The 18,283-nt window shown below is 48.4% G+C and carries 15 protein-coding genes; all 15 read left to right on the plus strand.

What is annotated here, in order from left to right:
* Window positions 1-115 precede the first annotated feature (115 nt).
* The 15 genes from pnp to yfmF all read left to right on the plus strand — a co-directional run bounded on the left by pnp (window position 116) and on the right by yfmF (window position 18,280).
* Window positions 116-2,200: a polyribonucleotide nucleotidyltransferase gene (gene pnp / locus KJS69_RS11525; RefSeq protein WP_213583908.1), complete on the plus strand. Its 2,085-nt coding sequence runs from the start codon at window positions 116-118 to the stop codon at window positions 2,198-2,200.
* A 258-nt stretch (window positions 2,201-2,458) separates the two neighbouring features.
* Window positions 2,459-3,481 carry a polysaccharide deacetylase family protein gene (locus KJS69_RS11530; RefSeq protein ID WP_213583909.1) on the plus strand — a complete coding sequence of 341 codons (1,023 nt, stop codon included), beginning with the start codon at window positions 2,459-2,461 and terminating at the stop codon, window positions 3,479-3,481.
* Window positions 3,482-3,541: 60 nt separating this feature from the next.
* Window positions 3,542-4,807 carry a M16 family metallopeptidase gene (locus KJS69_RS11535; protein WP_213583910.1) on the plus strand — a complete coding sequence of 422 codons (1,266 nt, stop codon included), beginning with the start codon at window positions 3,542-3,544 and terminating at the stop codon, window positions 4,805-4,807.
* Window positions 4,785-5,231 carry a dUTP diphosphatase gene (dut, locus tag KJS69_RS11540; RefSeq protein ID WP_249730469.1) on the plus strand — a complete coding sequence of 149 codons (447 nt, stop codon included), beginning with the start codon at window positions 4,785-4,787 and terminating at the stop codon, window positions 5,229-5,231. The genes KJS69_RS11535 and dut overlap by 23 nt, the downstream gene beginning before the upstream one ends.
* Before the next feature lie 208 nt (window positions 5,232-5,439).
* Window positions 5,440-6,333 (plus strand): dipicolinate synthase subunit DpsA, encoded by an 894-nt coding sequence (dpsA, locus tag KJS69_RS11545; RefSeq protein WP_213583911.1) that lies wholly within the window; start codon window positions 5,440-5,442, stop codon window positions 6,331-6,333.
* A gap of 2 nt (window positions 6,334-6,335) precedes the next feature.
* Entirely contained in the window at window positions 6,336-6,932 is a 597-nt protein-coding gene (locus tag KJS69_RS11550; protein WP_213583912.1) for a dipicolinate synthase subunit B, read from the plus strand.
* Window positions 6,933-6,979: 47 nt separating this feature from the next.
* On the plus strand, window positions 6,980-8,014 hold the full coding sequence (locus tag KJS69_RS11555) for an aspartate-semialdehyde dehydrogenase (protein ID WP_213583913.1): 1,035 nt from the start codon (window positions 6,980-6,982) through the stop codon (window positions 8,012-8,014).
* An 81-nt stretch (window positions 8,015-8,095) separates the two neighbouring features.
* A complete protein-coding gene (dapG, locus tag KJS69_RS11560) occupies window positions 8,096-9,316 on the plus strand; it encodes an aspartate kinase (protein ID WP_213583914.1) in 1,221 nt (406 codons plus the stop codon).
* 21 nt (window positions 9,317-9,337) lie between these two features.
* Entirely contained in the window at window positions 9,338-10,213 is an 876-nt protein-coding gene (gene dapA / locus KJS69_RS11565) for a 4-hydroxy-tetrahydrodipicolinate synthase (RefSeq protein WP_213583915.1), read from the plus strand.
* Between the two features lie 182 nt (window positions 10,214-10,395).
* Window positions 10,396-12,072, plus strand: coding sequence for a ribonuclease J (locus KJS69_RS11570; protein ID WP_213583916.1), 1,677 nt, complete (start codon window positions 10,396-10,398; stop codon window positions 12,070-12,072).
* Window positions 12,073-12,360: 288 nt separating this feature from the next.
* On the plus strand, window positions 12,361-13,065 hold the full coding sequence (locus KJS69_RS11575) for a ClpP family protease (protein WP_213584092.1): 705 nt from the start codon (window positions 12,361-12,363) through the stop codon (window positions 13,063-13,065).
* Window positions 13,062-13,295 carry a YlzJ-like family protein gene (locus KJS69_RS11580; RefSeq protein ID WP_213583917.1) on the plus strand — a complete coding sequence of 78 codons (234 nt, stop codon included), beginning with the start codon at window positions 13,062-13,064 and terminating at the stop codon, window positions 13,293-13,295. The genes KJS69_RS11575 and KJS69_RS11580 overlap by 4 nt, the downstream gene beginning before the upstream one ends.
* A gap of 95 nt (window positions 13,296-13,390) precedes the next feature.
* Entirely contained in the window at window positions 13,391-15,862 is a 2,472-nt protein-coding gene (locus KJS69_RS11585; RefSeq protein ID WP_213583918.1) for an FtsK/SpoIIIE family DNA translocase, read from the plus strand.
* Window positions 15,863-16,079: 217 nt separating this feature from the next.
* Entirely contained in the window at window positions 16,080-16,838 is a 759-nt protein-coding gene (sleB, locus tag KJS69_RS11590; RefSeq protein ID WP_213583919.1) for a spore cortex-lytic enzyme, read from the plus strand.
* A 158-nt stretch (window positions 16,839-16,996) separates the two neighbouring features.
* The gene (yfmF, locus tag KJS69_RS11595) at window positions 16,997-18,280 is read left to right on the plus strand and encodes an EF-P 5-aminopentanol modification-associated protein YfmF (RefSeq protein WP_213583920.1); all 1,284 of its coding nucleotides are present in this window, start codon (window positions 16,997-16,999) and stop codon (window positions 18,278-18,280) included.
* Window positions 18,281-18,283: the final 3 nt, after the last annotated feature.

Consider the following 18,283-nt stretch of genomic DNA (forward strand, 5'->3'; position numbering starts at 1 on the left):
TCCTTTTTTTCTATTTCCGCAACTCTTCGGCAAAGGCCATTATGATTTGCCGTCAAGAAGGAAATGATAGTAAGTATGCAGAAATAGTAATCATTCCCACACGTAGGAGGTAAGTATGGAGAAGAAGATACATATGGAGCTGGGCGGCAGGCCACTCACTCTCGAAACCGGGAGATTGGCTAAGCAGGCCAATGGAGCGGTTATGGTCCGGTATGGGGATACGGCCGTTCTATGTACGGTAACGGCATCGCCTGATCCGAAGGATCTCGATTTTTTTCCGCTGACGGTTAACTATGAGGAGAGGCTGTATTCTGTTGGTAAAATTCCTGGAGGATATCCGAAGAGAGAAGGACGACCGACGCAGAAAGCGATTTTGGCGAGCCGTCTGACCGACCGTCCGATCCGCCCGCTGTTCCCTGAAGGCTTCCGTAACGATGTGCAAATCGTTAATATTGTAATGAGTGTTGAGCAAGATTGCTCTCCGGACATTGTTGCTATGATCGGGACTTCAGCGGCGCTCAGCATCTCGGATGTTCCGTTTAACGGTCCTATCGGCGGAGTCATTGTCGGCCGTGTGGATGGCCAGTTCGTCATTAATCCGACAGTAGAACAGACCAAAGCCAGCGAGCTTTATCTTGTCGTTGCCGGTACGAAGGACGCTATAATGATGGTGGAAGCGGAAGCGCATGAAGTTCCCGAGGAAATCATGCTGGAAGCGATCATGTTTGGACATGAGGAAATTAAAAGAATTGTTGAAAAAATCGAGCAATTTGCCGCAGAAAACGGGAAGCCGAAGATGGAAGTGAAGCTTCACGAGGTCGATTCTGAGGTGAATGAAGCGGTGCGCGCTTATGCCCAGAAACGACTGGTAGAAGCTGTACGGGTAGCCGAGAAGCAGGCCCGCCAGGATGCTATTGATGCTATTAATGCGGAAGCTGTGGAGCATTTTACCGCTGTATACGAAGACACTCCTGAACGGATGGACGATGTCAGTGAGGTGCTGTATGACATTGTTAAAGAAGAGGTTCGCCGCTTGATTACACAGGATAAAATCCGGCCCGACGGAAGAGCGCTGGATGAAATCCGCCCCATTGAATGTGACACCGGTTTGCTGCCCAGAACTCATGGTTCCGGACTGTTCACCCGGGGACAGACTCAAGCTCTCAGTATTTGTACGCTGGGCGCCTTGGGCGATGTCCAGATTCTCGATGGCCTCGATCTGGAAGAGACCAAACGCTTTATGCACCATTACAACTTCCCGCCATTCAGCGTAGGGGAAGCCAGACCGCTGCGCGCACCCGGCCGACGGGAGATTGGGCATGGAGCATTGGGAGAAAGAGCGCTGGAGATGGTTATTCCCCCGGAAAGCGAATTCCCTTATACGATTCGCCTGGTATCGGAAGTGCTGGAATCCAACGGCTCCACTTCTCAGGCTAGCATATGCGCGAGCACGATGGCGTTGATGGATGCGGGAGTGCCGATCAAAGCTCCGGTAGCGGGAATCGCGATGGGTCTGATCAAGGACGGGGACAACGTATCGATTCTGACGGATATTCAAGGGATGGAGGACCATCTCGGAGATATGGACTTTAAAGTAGCTGGAACTCCTAAAGGGGTAACCGCTATTCAAATGGATATCAAGATCAACGGAATCGATCGGAACATTTTGTCGGAAGCGCTCAGTCAAGCGAAAGAAGGCAGGCTCTTCATCCTGCAAAAAATGCTGGGTCAAATCAAGGAGCCGAAAAAAGAGCTTTCCCCTTATGCTCCTAAAATTATTACATTGCACATCAATCCGGATAAAATCAGAGATGTTATCGGGGCCGGGGGCAAAATCATTAACAAAATTATTGATGAGACCGGCGTGAAAATCGATATTGAACAGGATGGAACGGTTTATATCGCCTCCTCGGATGCAACAATGAACGAGAAAGCCAGGGAAATTATCGAAGGGATCGTCCGCGAGGTCGTCGTTGGGGAAACCTACCTGGGCACCGTCAAGCGGGTGGAGAAGTTCGGGGCTTTTGTAGAGGTTCTGCCGAATAAAGAGGGGCTCGTACACATTTCCCAGCTGTCGAACGAACGGGTAGCCAAAGTAGAAGATGTCGTGTCTGTAGGCGATTCTATTACGGTTAAAGTGACGGAAATCGATGCGCAGGGAAGAATTAATTTATCCCGAAAGGCCACCTTAACCCAATAATGTTTGTTCCTTGCCGATAAATACGTTAAAATAAAGAGTCAGATCCAGTCTGTCTCTTTTTTACATTAATAGAATTTATAAGTTCCGGGGCTCCCCGCAAAGTAATCGGAATGCGCTTCGAAGGCTATACGTCACTTTGTGGGGTTATTTTATTTGCGGTCCATTCTATTCCTGTCCCTATCTGCATAAGATGGGACAAACGGGAGCCGGCCCGTCTGGAGCCGGTTATCACAGTTTGAACCGGGGAGACATGGATCGATGAGGAATAAAAAACGATTGGCTTCGGTCATTGCGGGAATGGGTGCGCTGGTTTTTGCTCTGTGCCAACAGCCTTTTATGCACGTTTATTTTGAGAATGTCAAAGGACGGCAAGGACCGGAGGCTATGCCGGTTTTTAATCAGCAGGGCAGCGCCGCTCAGGTTAGCCTGAAGGATAAAGCGACAGCCCAGGAACGAATGGATGCGATTCGACGGGAGGCCGCGAGGCTGCACATTCCTCCGATCGATGCCAAGCTGGATCGGGTATGGAAAGCGATACCTGGATATAATGGACGGGAAGTGGATGTGGATAGAAGCTTTCAGCTGTCCAAGGATTGGATTCCAGGGCAGAAGCTGCCGCTTGTTTTTCGCGAAATTCCTCCCAAGATCACATTGGATGATTTGGGGGCTCACCCGATCTATAAAGGAAATCCTAACAAACCGATGGTGTCGCTCATGATTAATGTAGCCTGGGGGAACGAGTTTATTCCCGGCATGTTGGAGACGTTAGAACGAGAAAATGTTAAAGCAACCTTCTTTCTCGACGGTAAATGGCTCAGTAAAAATGTGGAGATGGCCAAAGTGATTGCCTCCAAGGGCCATGAAATGTCCAATCACGCTTATTCCCATAAGAATATGAGCGGCCTGGGCAGGGCAGAAGCCATACAAGAAATCGTCAAGACGGAGAACTTGCTTAAAGAGCATTTAGGTGTCGAAAATAAGTTATTTGCGCCTCCCTCGGGAGATTTTAACCAGCAGACGGTAAAAATAGCAGCGGAATTGAACTTGAGGACGGTCCTCTGGACAATTGATACGGTAGATTGGAAGAAGCCGTCCCCCCAAACCATCATTACCAAAATAGCCAACCGTCTGGAACCCGGAGCCATGATATTGATGCATCCGACGGAATCTGCTTCCTTATCTCTTCCTGAAATGATCAGAGAAATTAAAAGCAGAGATTTGGTTCTGGGGACGGTGAGCGAGTTGCTTTCCACGGACCGGGTACCCGAGAATGAATCCTAGCCGATTCTTACGAGGTTAACCAGGTGCGAGTAATGTTGAGTTCAAAATAGGAGGAACATAGTGATTAAACATCATTTATCCAATGGCTTAAGGGTCGTCCTGGAGCCCATTCCATCCTGCCGATCAGTTTCTTTTGGAATCTGGGTGAAAACCGGGTCGCGGAATGAATCGCCCGACCAGAACGGGATCTCTCATTTTATAGAACATATGCTTTTTAAAGGAACAGACCGCTATTCCACTCGGGACATCGCCGAAGTCTTTGATGGCATCGGAGGCAATGTCAATGCGTTTACGACAAAGGAGTATACCTGTTATTATGCCAAGGTTCTGGACGAACATTTGGCTATTGCCGTAGATGTGCTGGCGGATATGTATTTTCATTCCAAGCTGGATGAGGCGGAATTAGATAAAGAGCGCAATGTCATCCTGGAGGAAATCTCCATGTATGAAGATACGCCGGATGACCTGGTTCATGATTTATTGGCGAAGGCGGCTTATGGCGATCATCCGTTAGGCTATACGATTCTCGGAACCGAGAACAATCTGAACCAGATGAATTCGGAAAAGCTTCGTCAATATATGGATGACTATTATACTACTGAAAATACGGTTTTAAGTATAGCTGGCAATATTGATGAAAGTGTTGTCGATTTGCTGGAGAAGCACTTCGGTGGACTGCAGCGTTCTGGAAAGCTGGCGGCATATGAAGCTCCCGGATTCGCGGGGGACCTTATTTACCATAAGAAGAAAACAGAGCAGAATCATATTTGCCTTGCTCTTCCCGGCTTATCGCTTACAGACCCCCGCTATTATGCGATGATCTTACTGAACAATGCGATTGGCGGAGGAATGAGCTCCAGATTATTTCAGGAAATCCGGGAGAAGAGAGGGCTGGCCTACTCCGTATACTCATACCATTCCGCTCATGTGGATAATGGAATGTTTGCGATTTATACGGGAACCGCACCAAAGCAAACAGAGGAAGTGCTTAAGGTGTCCATGGAGATTATTGAGCAAATGATCGTCCAAGGCTTGACCGACTCGGAATTGAAGAAAGGCAAGGAGCAGTTAAAGGGCAGTCTCATTCTCAGTCTGGAGAGCACGAGCAGCCGGATGAATCGGCTTGGCAAGAACGAGCTGATGCTGGGGCGCCATTTGACAATAGACGAGATTATCGCCAAAATCGAAGCGGTCAGTCACGAGGAAATCCGGCAGGTAACAAACGACTTGTTTTCCCGTCCGTTTGCCCTGGCTATGGTGGGACAATCCGATAAAGCTATTCAAGGATTCAGGAGGGATCAACTTGCAGCATTTGGTTCAAATTAAACGACTTCCAGGAAATGAAGATATTAAGCTGCCGGAGAAAATGTCCGAATTGGCCAGCGGTTTTGATTTATACGCATCGGTAGCGGAGCCGGTTACATTGCATCCCGGGGAACGGAGATTAATTCCGACCGGATTCTGTCTGGCTATGCCTGGGGAGCTGGAGGCCCAGATCCGTCCCCGCAGCGGCCTCGCTCTAAAGCACGGGATAACCGCCCTGAATTCACCGGGTACGGTAGATGCGGACTATCGGGGAGAGGTAAAGGTGCTGTTGATTAATCATGGACAGGAGCCTTTCGTCATTTCCCGCAACGAACGGATCGCCCAGATGGTATTCCAGTACGTTCCTTCCATCCGGCTGGAGGAAGTGGAGGAATTATCGGACACCGAACGGGGGGCAGGCGGCTTCGGACATACCGGCAAATAGCACAGAACTCTCATCGGAAAGAAGAGTTCTTTTGTGATTACCGTTTTAAGGAAATTTCTATTACTCGCTCTCCCAGCGGGAGTACGGACTGTCGACTGCAACCTGGTCGGCAGTTTTCTTTTTGTAGACTGTTGTCTTGTCACGCCTCAATAGGCCTGAGCATAAACTATGTTATTGATAACGGCTATTAGGAAAAGGGTGTTGACAATTGCTTACGGGAATTCATGTTACATTCATAGGCGGAGATGCCCGGCAGTTGGAGGTCATTGAGCAATTAACGGAACTTGACGCTACGGTTCAATTGATTGGATTTGACAATCTTCAGTCTTCTTACAGCGGAGTGACAAGGACAAAACTTCTCCCCGAATTCCTGAATACTAGCGATGCGGTCGTTCTTCCTGCATCCGGGATGGATGAGGACGGACAAGTGATGTCCATCTTCTCTTCAGAAGAGCTGATACTTACCGATGACCATATGAAAGCACTGCCCGAACATTGCAAGCTGTATACGGGTATAGCCAAACCTAATTTAAAGGTGTTGTGCGGCAAACATTCCGTAGAGATTGTAGAGCTGTTTGAACGGGACGATGTAGCCATATTTAACTCGATACCGACGGCCGAAGGCGCCCTGATGATGGCGATACAAAATACCGATATTACAATTCACGGCTCCAAAAGTATGGTGCTTGGCATGGGAAGAACGGGCTTGACCATGGCCAGGACCTTACAGGGACTGGGCTCGATAGTTAAGGTGGGAGTACGTAGACCCGAGCACTACGCAAGGGCATGGGAAATGGGCTTTGAACCGTTCTACACTACGGATTTTGCCGATCACGTCCATGGCATCGACTTGATTTTTAATACAATTCCGACTATGATAATCACAGCACAAATCATTGCCAAAATTCCTCACCGCGCCTTGATTATCGACCTTGCATCCAAGCCGGGCGGAACCGACTTCCGTTTTGCGGAGAAGAGAGGCGTCAAGGCGCTTCTTGCTCCTGGTCTGCCGGGTATAGTTGCACCCAAGACGGCCGGACGCATCATTGCCCGCACCCTTAGCGGTTTATTGATGGAAGACGCAGGAAAAGGGAGGAATTGAGGATGGATTGGCATGGAAGAACGGTAGGGTTTGCTCTTACCGGATCGCATTGCACATTCGCTGAAGTAATGCCGCAGATCGAAAGATTCGTACGAGCGGGGGCGCAGGTGATCCCGATCGCGTCTTATACGCTGATGACTACGGATACCCGCTTCGGGACATCGGAAGATTGGCAAAAACAGTTGAAAGATATTACAGGGAATGATATCATTTCTACAATCGTAGATGCAGAACCGCTCGGCCCGTCCAAGCTGTTGGATGTGCTGGTCATTGCTCCATGTACCGGTAATACAACGAGTAAGTTGGCCAATGCCTTGACGGAAAGCCCAGTGTTAATGGCGGCCAAGGCTCAAATGAGGAATCAAAGACCTCTAGTCCTGGCCATTTCCACGAATGACGGCCTCGGCTTGAATGCCGCCAATATCGCCAAACTGCTTGTAGCGAAGAACATATACTTTGTTCCTTTCGGTCAAGATGCCCCTAATGTTAAAGCAAATTCTCTCGTTTCGCGAATGGATTTAATTATGGAGGCTTGTGAAGAAGCTTTACAAGGCAGGCAGCTTCAACCTTTGCTGATCGAACGCTTTAACTATTCCTGATTATCGATCCTAATTTATTAATAGAATGATACAAGGGAGAGTCAGACATGTCGAATCAAAAACAGTATAATGTAGCTATTGTAGGTACTACCGGTGCGGTAGGTCAACAAATTATCCGTCTACTGGATGAAAGAAACTTTCCCATTAAACAGTTAAAGCTGCTCGCTTCCAAACGTTCGGCCGGGAACAAGATCAAGTTTAGAGATCGTGAACTGACCATTGAAGAAGCCACTCCGGACAGCTTTGAAGGAGTGGACATTGCTTTTTTCAGCGCGGGCGGGGATGTTAGTAAAGAGCTTGTCCCCCATGCTGTCAAAAGCGGAGCCGTTTGTATCGACAATACAAGTGCTTACCGGATGGACCCCAGCACTCCGCTGGTCGTGCCGGAGGTCAATGTGGAGAAGATCCAAGAGAATAAAGGAATTATAGCTAATCCTAACTGCTCCACGACTCAGATGGTTGTTGCACTTAAGCCGCTTCATGACCGTTATGGCATATCCCGGGTAATCGTTTCGACTTATCAGGCGGTTTCCGGGGCAGGCAATCAGGCGGTTAACGAAATGTTCAAGCAATCCAAGGAACTGTTGGAAGGCAAGGACGTTCAGCCGGATATTCTGCCCGTAGGCTCATTGCCTGTTAAACATCAGATAGCTTTTAACGCCATTCCACAAATTGACAAATTTTGGGAAAATGGATTTACGAACGAAGAGATGAAAATGATTCTCGAAACGAAGAAGATTATGGGCGATGAGTCCATTGAGGTTACCGCAACATGCGTTCGTATTCCGGTTGCTTACGGTCATTCCGAGTCGGTTTATATCGAATTGAAGTCCGACTTCGACGTGGAAGAGGTCAAAAGCCTGCTGGCACAGTCTCCTGGAATTGTTGTGCAGGATAATCCCGAGGAGCAGCAATACCCGCTTGCTACGGAAGCTGCAGGCAAGCCGGAAACGTTCGTCGGACGCTTGCGCAGAGACCTGTCGAATCCGCGGGCGCTGAACATGTGGATTGTTTCTGACAACCTGCTTAAAGGAGCTGCATATAATGCAGTCCAAATCGGAGAACAATTAATCTCTGAGTAATCTCTAAATGAGAGACTGTTACCAGAGTCCTTCTGTTGTAATAAAGTCTGATTGATGATGCCGATTGTTGGGGGTGAGGATGTGTCCATCCTTGTGCAGAAATTCGGCGGTTCTTCCCTTTCCAGCCCGGAAGCTCGAGAGCACGTCATCAAACATATTAAACAAGCACTTGCCCAACAATATGAAGTCGTCGTTGTTGTCTCAGCTATGGGAAGAAAAGGCCAGCCTTATGCCACGGACACGCTGCTTGAATGGATACGAGAGCAAGGGAACAGAGTTTCCCGACGAGAAATGGATATGCTGCTTAGCTGCGGAGAGGTGATATCTGCAGTCACCCTTTGCAGCCTGTTGAATGCCGAATCGATTCCGGCCACGGTCTTGAGTGGAGCCCAAGCGGGAATCGAAACGGATGGCAACTACGGGGATGCGAGAATTGTGTCGATTCATCCCGACAGAATATACGAAGAACTCAGGCAACAAAAAGTAGTCATTGTGACAGGTTTCCAAGGAAAAGCAAATGGTGATGAGCTGACTACATTGGGGAGAGGCGGCAGCGATACTTCGGCAACGGCATTAGGGGCAGCCCTGAAGGCGGAACGAGTCGATATTTTTACTGACGTGACGGGAATATTAACTGCCGACCCTTTAATTGTAGAAGAAGCTAAGCTTTTATCGCTTGTTACGTTTAGCGAAATATGCAATTTGGCTCATCATGGAGCAAAGGTAATTCATCCCCGAGCGGTAGAAGTGGCCATGCAGGCTAATTTGCCGATTCGTGTCCGTTCCACCTTCAAGGAAGACGAAGGCACTTTGGTTACTCATCCTAAGGCGGTCCGTCAGCAAGTGATGGATCGCTACGTAACGGGTATTGCCCATGTAGAGAATGTAACCCAAATACAAATTTCGTATCAAGAGGGCCGTTACGATTTTCACAGGTCGGTATTTCAGGCGATGGCCCAGAATCAAATCAGTGTTGATTTTATCAATGTGAATCCTTCCGGTGTCGTGTACACCGTTTTTGACGATGTAGCTGAACATGCCGTTCAAATTATCAAGAAGCTCGGGTATGAACCGAAGACCCGTTCTAATTGTGCCAAAGTGGCTATGATCGGCGGAGGGATGAACGGAGTGCCCGGAGTGATGGCCCGGATCGTGGAGGCTCTAACGGAGGCGGATGTGTCGATTTTGCAATCCGCTGACTCGAACACAACGATATGGGTTCTTGTTCCAGGCGAAGAACTGCAAAGAGCGGTTCGAATGCTTCATAGCAAGTTCGATCTTCATAAAATTAATGGTCAATGAATAGTCGTAGGGGGAATAGCAGTGGAATTCGGGACTTTAATTACGGCGATGGTCACTCCGTTCGATGAACAATTACAGGTCGACTGGCCGCAAGTAGAGAAATTAATCGATTATTTAATTGAGGAGCAGAAGAGTGATAGTCTTGTCGTCTGTGGAACGACCGGCGAATCGCCGACATTAACAGACGAGGAGAAAGTAAAGCTGTTCGAAGTATCGGTTCGGCATGCCCGAGGCCGCTGCAAAATTATTGCCGGGACCGGAAGCTATGATACAGCCGATAGCATTCGCATGACGAAGCTTGCGGCCGAAGCTGGAGTTGACGGGATTCTGCTTGTATCGCCGTATTATAACAAACCTTCCCAGGAGGGGCTCTATCAGCATTTTAAAGCTATTGCAGAGTCCACCCGTCTTCCGATTATGCTTTATAACATTCCAGGAAGAACCGGTGTCAATATTGAACCTGACACGATGCTGAGATTGGCCCAAATCCCGAACATCTTTGCTTCGAAAGAGGCTCATTCCGACTTGGATCATGTCTCCAAGCTAGTTCGGGAAGCCCCGGACGGTTTCAAAATTTATAGCGGGGATGATTCGTATACCCTGCCCTTCCTTGCGGTTGGTTCTTATGGGATTGTATCGGTCTCAAGCCATGTGGTCGGTAAAGAGATGAAGGAAATGATCGAATTTTTTGGCCGTGGAGAGGTTAAAAAAGCTGCATTAAAGCATGCGGAGCTTCTGCCTGTTTTTAGAGGAATGTTTGAATGTCCTCATAAAGTGCCCAATCCGGCTCCTGTTAAGCACGCGTTGAATGTTAAGGGAATTCGCGTCGGTGGAGTCCGGCTGCCGCTCGTCCCCGTCACCGAAGAGGAAGGCCGGTATATAGAGGCGTTATTGTAACAAGGATTGAAAAATCGATGCTTCAAAGCATCGGTTTTCTTTTTTTGGGGGACAATAGGTCGTAAAATGATTTACTTGTAATTGGTGTTTTCAATCATGTATAATGATGGCAAGTGACTGGTGCGGTTTCTTTTTGATTGTGAGTTATAAAATCGTCGTCAATATACTAAGGAGGAATAGACTTGTCTAAAAAGAATAATGAGAAATTATTGGTTTTCGCTCTTGGCGGCGTGGGCGAGATCGGTAAAAATATGTATGTGGTGCAGTATGCCAACGATATAGTTGTGGTGGATGCGGGTTTGAAGTTTCCGGAAGAGGACATGTTGGGGATTGATATCGTTATTCCCGACATTTCTTACCTGACCGAAAATCACGACAAAGTGAGAGGGATTCTGCTCACTCACGGACACGAAGACCATATCGGAGGTCTGCCTTATATATTGAAGCAATTGAAGGTTCCTGTATACGGAACGAAGCTGACTCTTGGATTGGTTGAAGCCAAGCTGAAGGAAGCCAATATGTTAGGCGATACGAAACGCATTCTGATTAATGCCGATTCCGAGCTTCAATTAGGGACCATCAAAGCGACCTTCTTCAAAACCAATCACAGCATTCCTGACTCCGTTGGAATTGCTCTCGACACCCCCGAAGGGACTGTCGTGCATACCGGGGACTTCAAATTTGATCAGACTCCGGTCAACGGACAATATGCAGATTTGCATCGAATGGCCGAGATTGGAAATAAAGGGGTTCTCATGCTGCTGTCTGACAGCACTAACGCAGAACGCCCCGGTTTCACAGGTTCGGAGAGAAGCGTAGGTGCCGAGTTGGAGGAAGTATTCCGAAAAGCAAGGCAGAGAGTCGTCGTAGCTACCTTTGCATCGAATATTCACCGGATTCAACAGGTAATTGATGCCGCGGAGTCGACTCAGCGCAAAGTAACCGTTATTGGACGGAGCATGGTTAATGTTGTGACCATAGCATCGGAATTAGGTTACCTCAACATTCCTGAGGGAATGCTGATCGAACCGGAAGAAGTGAATCGGATGGCGGCTGATCGGGTAGTCATTCTGTCTACCGGAAGCCAGGGAGAGCCGATGTCTGCTCTGACGAGAATGGCCAGATCGACCCATCGGAAGGTGGATATTCTTCCTGGAGATACCGTCATTATTGCAGCTACCCCCATTCCGGGCAATGAGAAGTTTGTCGGGCGTACGGTAGATGAATTGTTCCGCCTTGGAGCTCATGTAATCTATGGACCCGGCTCGGTTTCTGGTGTCCACGTGTCCGGACACGGCAGTCAGGAAGAGCTTAAATTGATGCTAAACCTGATGAAGCCTAAATACTTCATGCCTATCCACGGAGAATATCGGATGCTTCGTCAACACGGTGTACTGGCCGAATCGGTAGGTGTGGATAAAGAAGATATCTTTATCGTCGATATCGGAGATACTGTGGAGGTTCAAGGCGGCGTAGCCCGTCGGGGAGCCAAGGTTCAATCCGGCAATATCCTTATCGATGGTTTGGGTGTCGGCGACGTTGGAAATATCGTTCTGCGTGACCGTAAACTGTTGTCGCAGGACGGAATTTTGGTCGTCGTTGTCACGCTGAGCAAGCAAGAGGGCAACATAATGTCCGGACCGGACATTATTTCCCGCGGCTTCGTTTATGTGCGGGAATCGGAGGGCTTGTTGGATGAAGCGAATCGGATTGTAACGAACACATTGAACAAACTAATGAATGAAAACGTTAATGAGTGGGCCTCATTAAAAACACATGTTAAAGACGCACTCGGACGATTTTTATATGAACAAACAAGAAGAAGACCTATGATCCTTCCTATCATTATGGAAGTGTAGATGTAAGCATTAAGTCACTTAAAACTAACCATAAGAAGCCTTTCGGACACGTTCCGGAAGGCTTTATCTAATTTATTGTATAAAAATCGTTATCAGTAATTTTCGACGGTCAACGCAGGCTTTCTTGATCAGAGATCAAAGACGCCGCAGGCGTTTATCTTTGATTCCTGCTGCATGATTGTCTTCTCTCCAACTCATACTAAATAGGAACAGGAGAAAGACGATTAACAGGAGGGAACGGTTAAAGTGGAACCATTCGATCAATATTCTAATCAGGAAGCTGCGCCGATGCCAGGAACAGAGGAACAAAAGAACAATGCCGTGTTGGACAACATTCAACAGCTTGGACAAACGACAACACCTGCGATGGAAAGCAATATTTATTGCTTAACGATCATTGGTCAGGTAGAAGGCCATATGATCCTTCCTCCGCAAAATAAAACAACGAAGTACGAGCATCTTATCCCTCAATTGGTTGCAGCGGAACAGAACTCAAGAATTGAAGGAATTCTTGTCATTCTTAATACGGTGGGTGGGGATGTGGAGGCTGGACTGGCTATAGCAGAAATGATCGCCACCATTTCTAAGCCGACGGTTACACTCGTCCTTGGAGGGGGGCACAGCATCGGAGTCCCGATTGCTGTTAGCTCCGATTATTCCGTAATAGCCGAAACGGCTACGATGACGATCCATCCTATTCGTCTTAACGGGATGGTGATTGGGGTCCCCCAAACATTCGAATATTTGGAAAAAATGCAGGAAAGAATTATTCAATTTATTAAAAGGCACTCCCGAATCAGTGATGAGAAAGTAAAAGAATTGATGTTTAAAACAGGCGAACTGACCCGCGACATCGGAACGACGGTGATTGGGCAGGATGCGGTCCGTTATGGGTTAATTGACTCTGTGGGCGGAATCGGAGAGGCTTTGCAGCGTCTGAATGAATTAATCAAAGAATACAAGCAAAGAAAGTCCGAGGTGACGATCCAATGACGATCCATTCCATTGTTCCGATAGAGAGGATTATGGAGGGCAGTGAAGAGGCGGACTACTCTTATGAACAGATTCAGCTAAATGGAATGGAGATGCAGGTTCAAAGAATAAGTGCAAATCAAGCTAAAATAATTCGTATATTCAGTCCACAGGCTAACGATTATTTAAATCCTGCTTATGCTCCCGGAACGGTGATCACGTTTTCCCCTCAATGGGATGGATCCTTTTGATGGAAATATGAAAGACCGCGCAGGCTGCATTTAACGATCCATCCTATATGTCATTCCGCTCCATTATGCTATAATAAGGAGCGGAGGTGGCTTAATTGGCAAAAAAAAGAAAGAAAAATGCCGGGATGAAGCTAGCCATCAAGTATGAATTGTACGGGATCGCGATCCTTATCCTATCCGTCATCGCACTTTCTCGCCAAGGATCGGTTGCGCGTGCACTAACCTATTTATTTAGGTTTATGATCGGGGTGCTGGATTTTGTTATCCCTCTGATCTTTATTTATATTGCTGTATTTGTCATGATCAACCGGGCCTGGCCGAGAAAATGGTCCTCTAAAAAAACGGGGCTTGTTCTGATCTTAGCCGGACTGATTATTATGAATCATATGTCCATGATGAAGATTATCGATCCTTTAGGAGATACGTTGAAATCTTCTTATATCGTGAGCGAGACTTGGGAACGTATGACGGACGGCCTGAGAGCCGGTGAAGATTCCCCCGGGATTCTGAACAGGGAAGTAGGCGGCGGAATGGTAGGGGCTTTTTTGTATGCCGCCCTTTATTTGTTGTTTGGCATCTGGGGCTCGAAATTGATCGTGTACGCCTTATTTGCCTCAGGAATTTTACTGGTTACCGGCATTTCCGTTGTTGATCTGTTCAAAGGAATTAACAAGTATTTCAAGAATGGGAGAGCGCGACTGGGTAAAGGCCTGGCCTCTCTATTCAGCCGACCGAAACGAAAGCTCGTACATAAGCAAGTCCCTTCCTCTAAAAAGCTCAAGAAGCAGCCGTCCGCCCAAATTTATGACCCGGACGAAGAGGAGGCGTATGGAGAGGAAGCTTTGCCCGAGGCGCCATATGAACCAAAAAATGAAAAGAAAAAACCAGTATTCGTTCAATTGCTAGGCTCCAAGAAAGTAGCGCGAGACGAGCAAGAACCGATCAATCTGACGGAGCAATTGCTTGATGAAGATCGCCAGCAGGAAGAAGCGATTCCGATTATTCGGGATTTCCGTGATGAGATCGAGAAGAGCGAGTCCTCACCCCGGAAGCCCGCTGCGCCTGAAATGGAAGAGGATCCCGGGGAGGAGGAGCTGGCCTTCGGCAACGATCCGGATAAAACGCCGGACAAGCCGTATCAGCTTCCGGATTTTGGCCTTCTTTCCAAGCCTGTTGGCATGGGCAAAGGCTCCGATCACATGGACTATAAAGCGAACGCGCGGAAATTGGAGGCGACACTGGAGAGCTTCGGAGTGCGAGCCAAAGTACTGGACGTCGTGCGAGGGCCTTCCGTCACCCGCTATGAAATCCAACCGGACGTCGGGGTCAAAGTGAGCCGAATCGTCGGATTGACCGATGATATAGCCTTGGCGTTGGCCGCCAAAGACATTCGAATGGAGGCCCCCATCCCGGGCAAGTCGGCTATCGGGATTGAGGTGCCGAATACCGAGGTCTCTATGGTCACTTTGCGCGAAGTTATGGAAAGCTCGGTTTTTTATGAGGCCGATGCCAAGCTCTCGATCTCCCTTGGCAGAGATATAACGGGCCAGCCGATCGTGGCTAATCTCGCCAAGATGCCCCATCTGCTTGTCGCCGGGGCGACAGGCTCTGGTAAATCCGTTTGTATTAACGGGATTATTACAAGCGTCCTGTTCAAAGCCAAACCGGATGAAGTCAAATTTTTGATGATTGACCCTAAAATGGTGGAGTTGAATGTGTACAATGGAATTCCCCATTTGCTGGCTCCGGTTGTGACGGACCCGAGAAGAGCCTCTCTGGCCTTGAAGAAGGTTGTCGTCGAAATGGAAAAAAGATATGAGCTTTTCTCCAAAAGCGGGACCCGTAATATTGAAGGCTATAACGCGATGATTACGGATAAAAACAATCCCAATCCAGGAGACCCCTTACCGTTAATAGTCGTTATTGTAGACGAATTGGCCGATTTGATGATGGTCGCTGCTAACGATGTGGAGGACGCCATCTGCCGGCTTGCCCAAATGGCAAGGGCGGCCGGAATTCACCTGATTATTGCGACGCAAAGGCCTTCGGTCGATGTCATCACCGGGCTGATTAAAGCGAACATTCCTTCGCGGATCGCCTTCGGAGTATCTTCCCAGGTCGATTCGCGGACGATTCTCGATATGGCGGGGGCCGAGAAGCTGCTCGGGCGTGGAGACATGCTGTTCATGCCTGTGGGAGCTACGAAGCCGCTGCGCGTTCAAGGAGCCTTCCTGTCCGATCAGGAGGTGGAAGCGGTCGTTACGTTCTGCCGCAGCCAGGAGCAAGCGGAATATCGGGAGGAGCTTGTGCCCGAGATCGACGAGCAGCCGGAGCAGGAGGATGTCTTCGAGGACGAGCTGTTCGATCAAGCGGTCCAAATTATTCTCGAGGCCAAACAGGCCTCCGTCTCCTTGCTGCAGCGCAGAATGCGCGTAGGCTATACCCGCGCCGCCAGGCTGATCGATTCGATGGAGGCCAAGGGTATCGTCGGTCCCTATGAAGGCAGCAAGCCGAGGGAAGTTTTGCTCACCTTAGAGCAATTTCAACAAAGCCGAATAAGCTCCTGATCTTCTGGATCTCTGTTAAGCCTATTACATCTTTTGAACTGCCGGATTTGAACTGCACCCCAATTGTTGGACACCGTCCAACATTGAAGGTGCAGTTTTTGTCTATCGAGGATTCATCTTTTGGATCGGAGACAGGATCTTTGTATAGAAGCTGGAAACCTTTCAAATAATAACTTCAACTTGGACTTCACACCATGAAGAAAGGTTGAGTATAAGAATGAATAAACGGCTTATCTTTATCACCTGCTTTATTCTCGTGGCCTTTTTCTTAACGATGCAACTTAAAGAAGACAAGACCACGGAAGTGTTCAGCGAGAATCTAGTCCACCAGGGCAGTACCGGTGACGACGTATATGAACTGCAGGGCAGATTAAAGTTTCTCGGCTTTTACCACGGTAATATTGATGGGGATTTTGGTTATCAAACGTTAAAGGCCGTTAAATGGTTTCAGGGGGATTTCGGCTTAAAGGTGGACGGGCTTGTCGGTCCGAAAACTAAGCTGATGCTGTGGAAAGCGACCAAAAGCTGGAAGCCGTCGGCTCCTCAGCCGGCTCCCGGCGGAGGAGGTGGCGGTGCCGCCCCACCGGCGGCCAATTTGCCGCCCTCCTCGCACGGCGGGCTGTCTGACAACGATTTGAAGCTGATGGCTAACGCGGTATACGGGGAGGCCCGGGGCGAGCCCTATGTTGGGCAGGTTGCTGTAGCCGCAGTCATCCTCAATCGGTTGAAATCTGCAAGCTTCCCGAATACGATTTCGGGAGTCATTTTCCAACCGGGAGCCTTTACAGCGGTAGCTGACGGCCAAATTTGGCTGCAGCCTAACGAGACCGCCAAAAAAGCGGTGTTGGACGCCATCAACGGCTGGGATCCGTCAGGAGGCTGCGAATATTACTTCAATCCGGAGACAGCCACCTCAGCATGGATTTGGACACGCCCGCAGGTTAAGACCATCGGTAAACATATTTTCTGTAAATAACCGATAGGTTGGAATCAAATGGAGGACTTCTGGAAGGCCTCTGAGGAAGCAGCCGGCTTCGGTTGCTTCTTCTCATTCTATAGGGATATAATGGAATAAACTTAGCGCATACCAGAATAATATGGTTACGAGTATGCAACAGAAGGGAGCTTGTTGGAGTGAGCCTTTCAACCTTTGAGCGCAGTGACATTCATTCCATTCGTCTGCATGTCCTGCCCACCGACCGCTTTAAAACCTATGCGATCAGTGCCTATATAGGAACACCGCTTCAAGAGGAAACTGTAACTTCTACAGCCTTGATCCCGTTTGTCCTGAGAAGGGGAACGGAGTCTTACCCTGAAACCAAGCGTTTTCGCGAACGGCTGGATGATTTATATGGCGCCGGCTTTGGCTTCGATATTTACAAACGTGGAGACTATCAGATGGTTCAGTTCCGAATGGACATGATTGAAGATCAGTATGTCTCCGGTCCGGAATCTCTTTTGCGGGAAGCTCTGCAATTTTTGGGCGAGGTCATCTCTCGACCGGCACTAGAGAATGGCCATTTCGTCAGAAAATACGTGGAGTCTGAGAAACAAACGCTTCGTAAAAAAATTCAGTCGATCATTAATGATAAGATCCGCTACGCCTCGGAACGATGTATAGAGGAGATGTGCAAGAACGAGCCTTACCGGCTTTCTCCCCTTGGGCAGCTCGATGCATTGGAGAAGCTGGATGAGGCTTCTTTATTTTCCGCTTACAAGAACTGGCTGCAGAATTCACCCATAGATTTGTATGTAGTTGGAAATACGACCAGCCAAGAGGTAGAGTCGATCGTTCGGGAATTGTTCAATTTCGGGAGAAGCAAGAATGCGCAGTATGAGATGAAACCCGCCTCATGCGGGGATAAGCGCGAGGTCAATACCGTTATCGAGAAGATGGAGGTTGGCCAGGGCAAGCTTAACATGGGACTGAGGAGCAGCATCACTTACGGTGACGATAGATATGCCGCCGCCTTGATGTATAACGGTGTTTTAGGCGGATATCCGCACTCCAAGCTGTTTATGAACGTGAGGGAGAAGGAAAGCCTGGCTTATTACGCTTCTTCCCGCTTGGATGGACATAAAGGAATTATTACCATTCAATCGGGCATTGAATTAAATAACTATGACAAAGCGGTTGCCATCATCCGTCAACAATTAGAGGCTATGGTCCAGGGGGAAATAAGCGAACTGGAGTTGGCTCAAACCAAGGCGATGATCGTTAATCAATTGAAGGAAATCCAGGATTCCGCATACGAAATGGTCGGCTTTGATTTCAATAGCGTGCTTTCCGGCAAAGAACGGACCATTCCCGAGTTGATTGAGGCTATCGAGGCGGTTACTCCTGAATCCATCCGCCAGGTTGCGGAAGAAATCATATTGGACACCATCTATTTTTTACGGGATGAGGAAGGAGAGTAAACG

Source organism: Paenibacillus sp. J2TS4, from assembly GCF_018403245.1.
GTDB lineage: Bacteria > Bacillota > Bacilli > Paenibacillales > NBRC-103111 > Paenibacillus_L.

Excerpts from the sequence above, each read along its gene's own strand:
- KJS69_RS11530 (WP_213583909.1), top strand. The coding sequence starts at position 2,459 with ATGAGGAATAAAAAACGATTGGCTTCGGTCATTGCGGGAATGGGTGCG.
- KJS69_RS11575 (WP_213584092.1), top strand. The coding sequence starts at position 12,361 with ATGCCAGGAACAGAGGAACAAAAGAACAATGCCGTGTTGGACAACATT.
- pnp (WP_213583908.1), top strand. The coding sequence starts at position 116 with ATGGAGAAGAAGATACATATGGAGCTGGGCGGCAGGCCACTCACTCTC.
- KJS69_RS11580 (WP_213583917.1), top strand. The coding sequence starts at position 13,062 with ATGACGATCCATTCCATTGTTCCGATAGAGAGGATTATGGAGGGCAGT.
- sleB (WP_213583919.1), top strand. The coding sequence starts at position 16,080 with ATGAATAAACGGCTTATCTTTATCACCTGCTTTATTCTCGTGGCCTTT.
- KJS69_RS11555 (WP_213583913.1), top strand. The coding sequence starts at position 6,980 with ATGTCGAATCAAAAACAGTATAATGTAGCTATTGTAGGTACTACCGGT.
- KJS69_RS11550 (WP_213583912.1), top strand. The coding sequence starts at position 6,336 with ATGGATTGGCATGGAAGAACGGTAGGGTTTGCTCTTACCGGATCGCAT.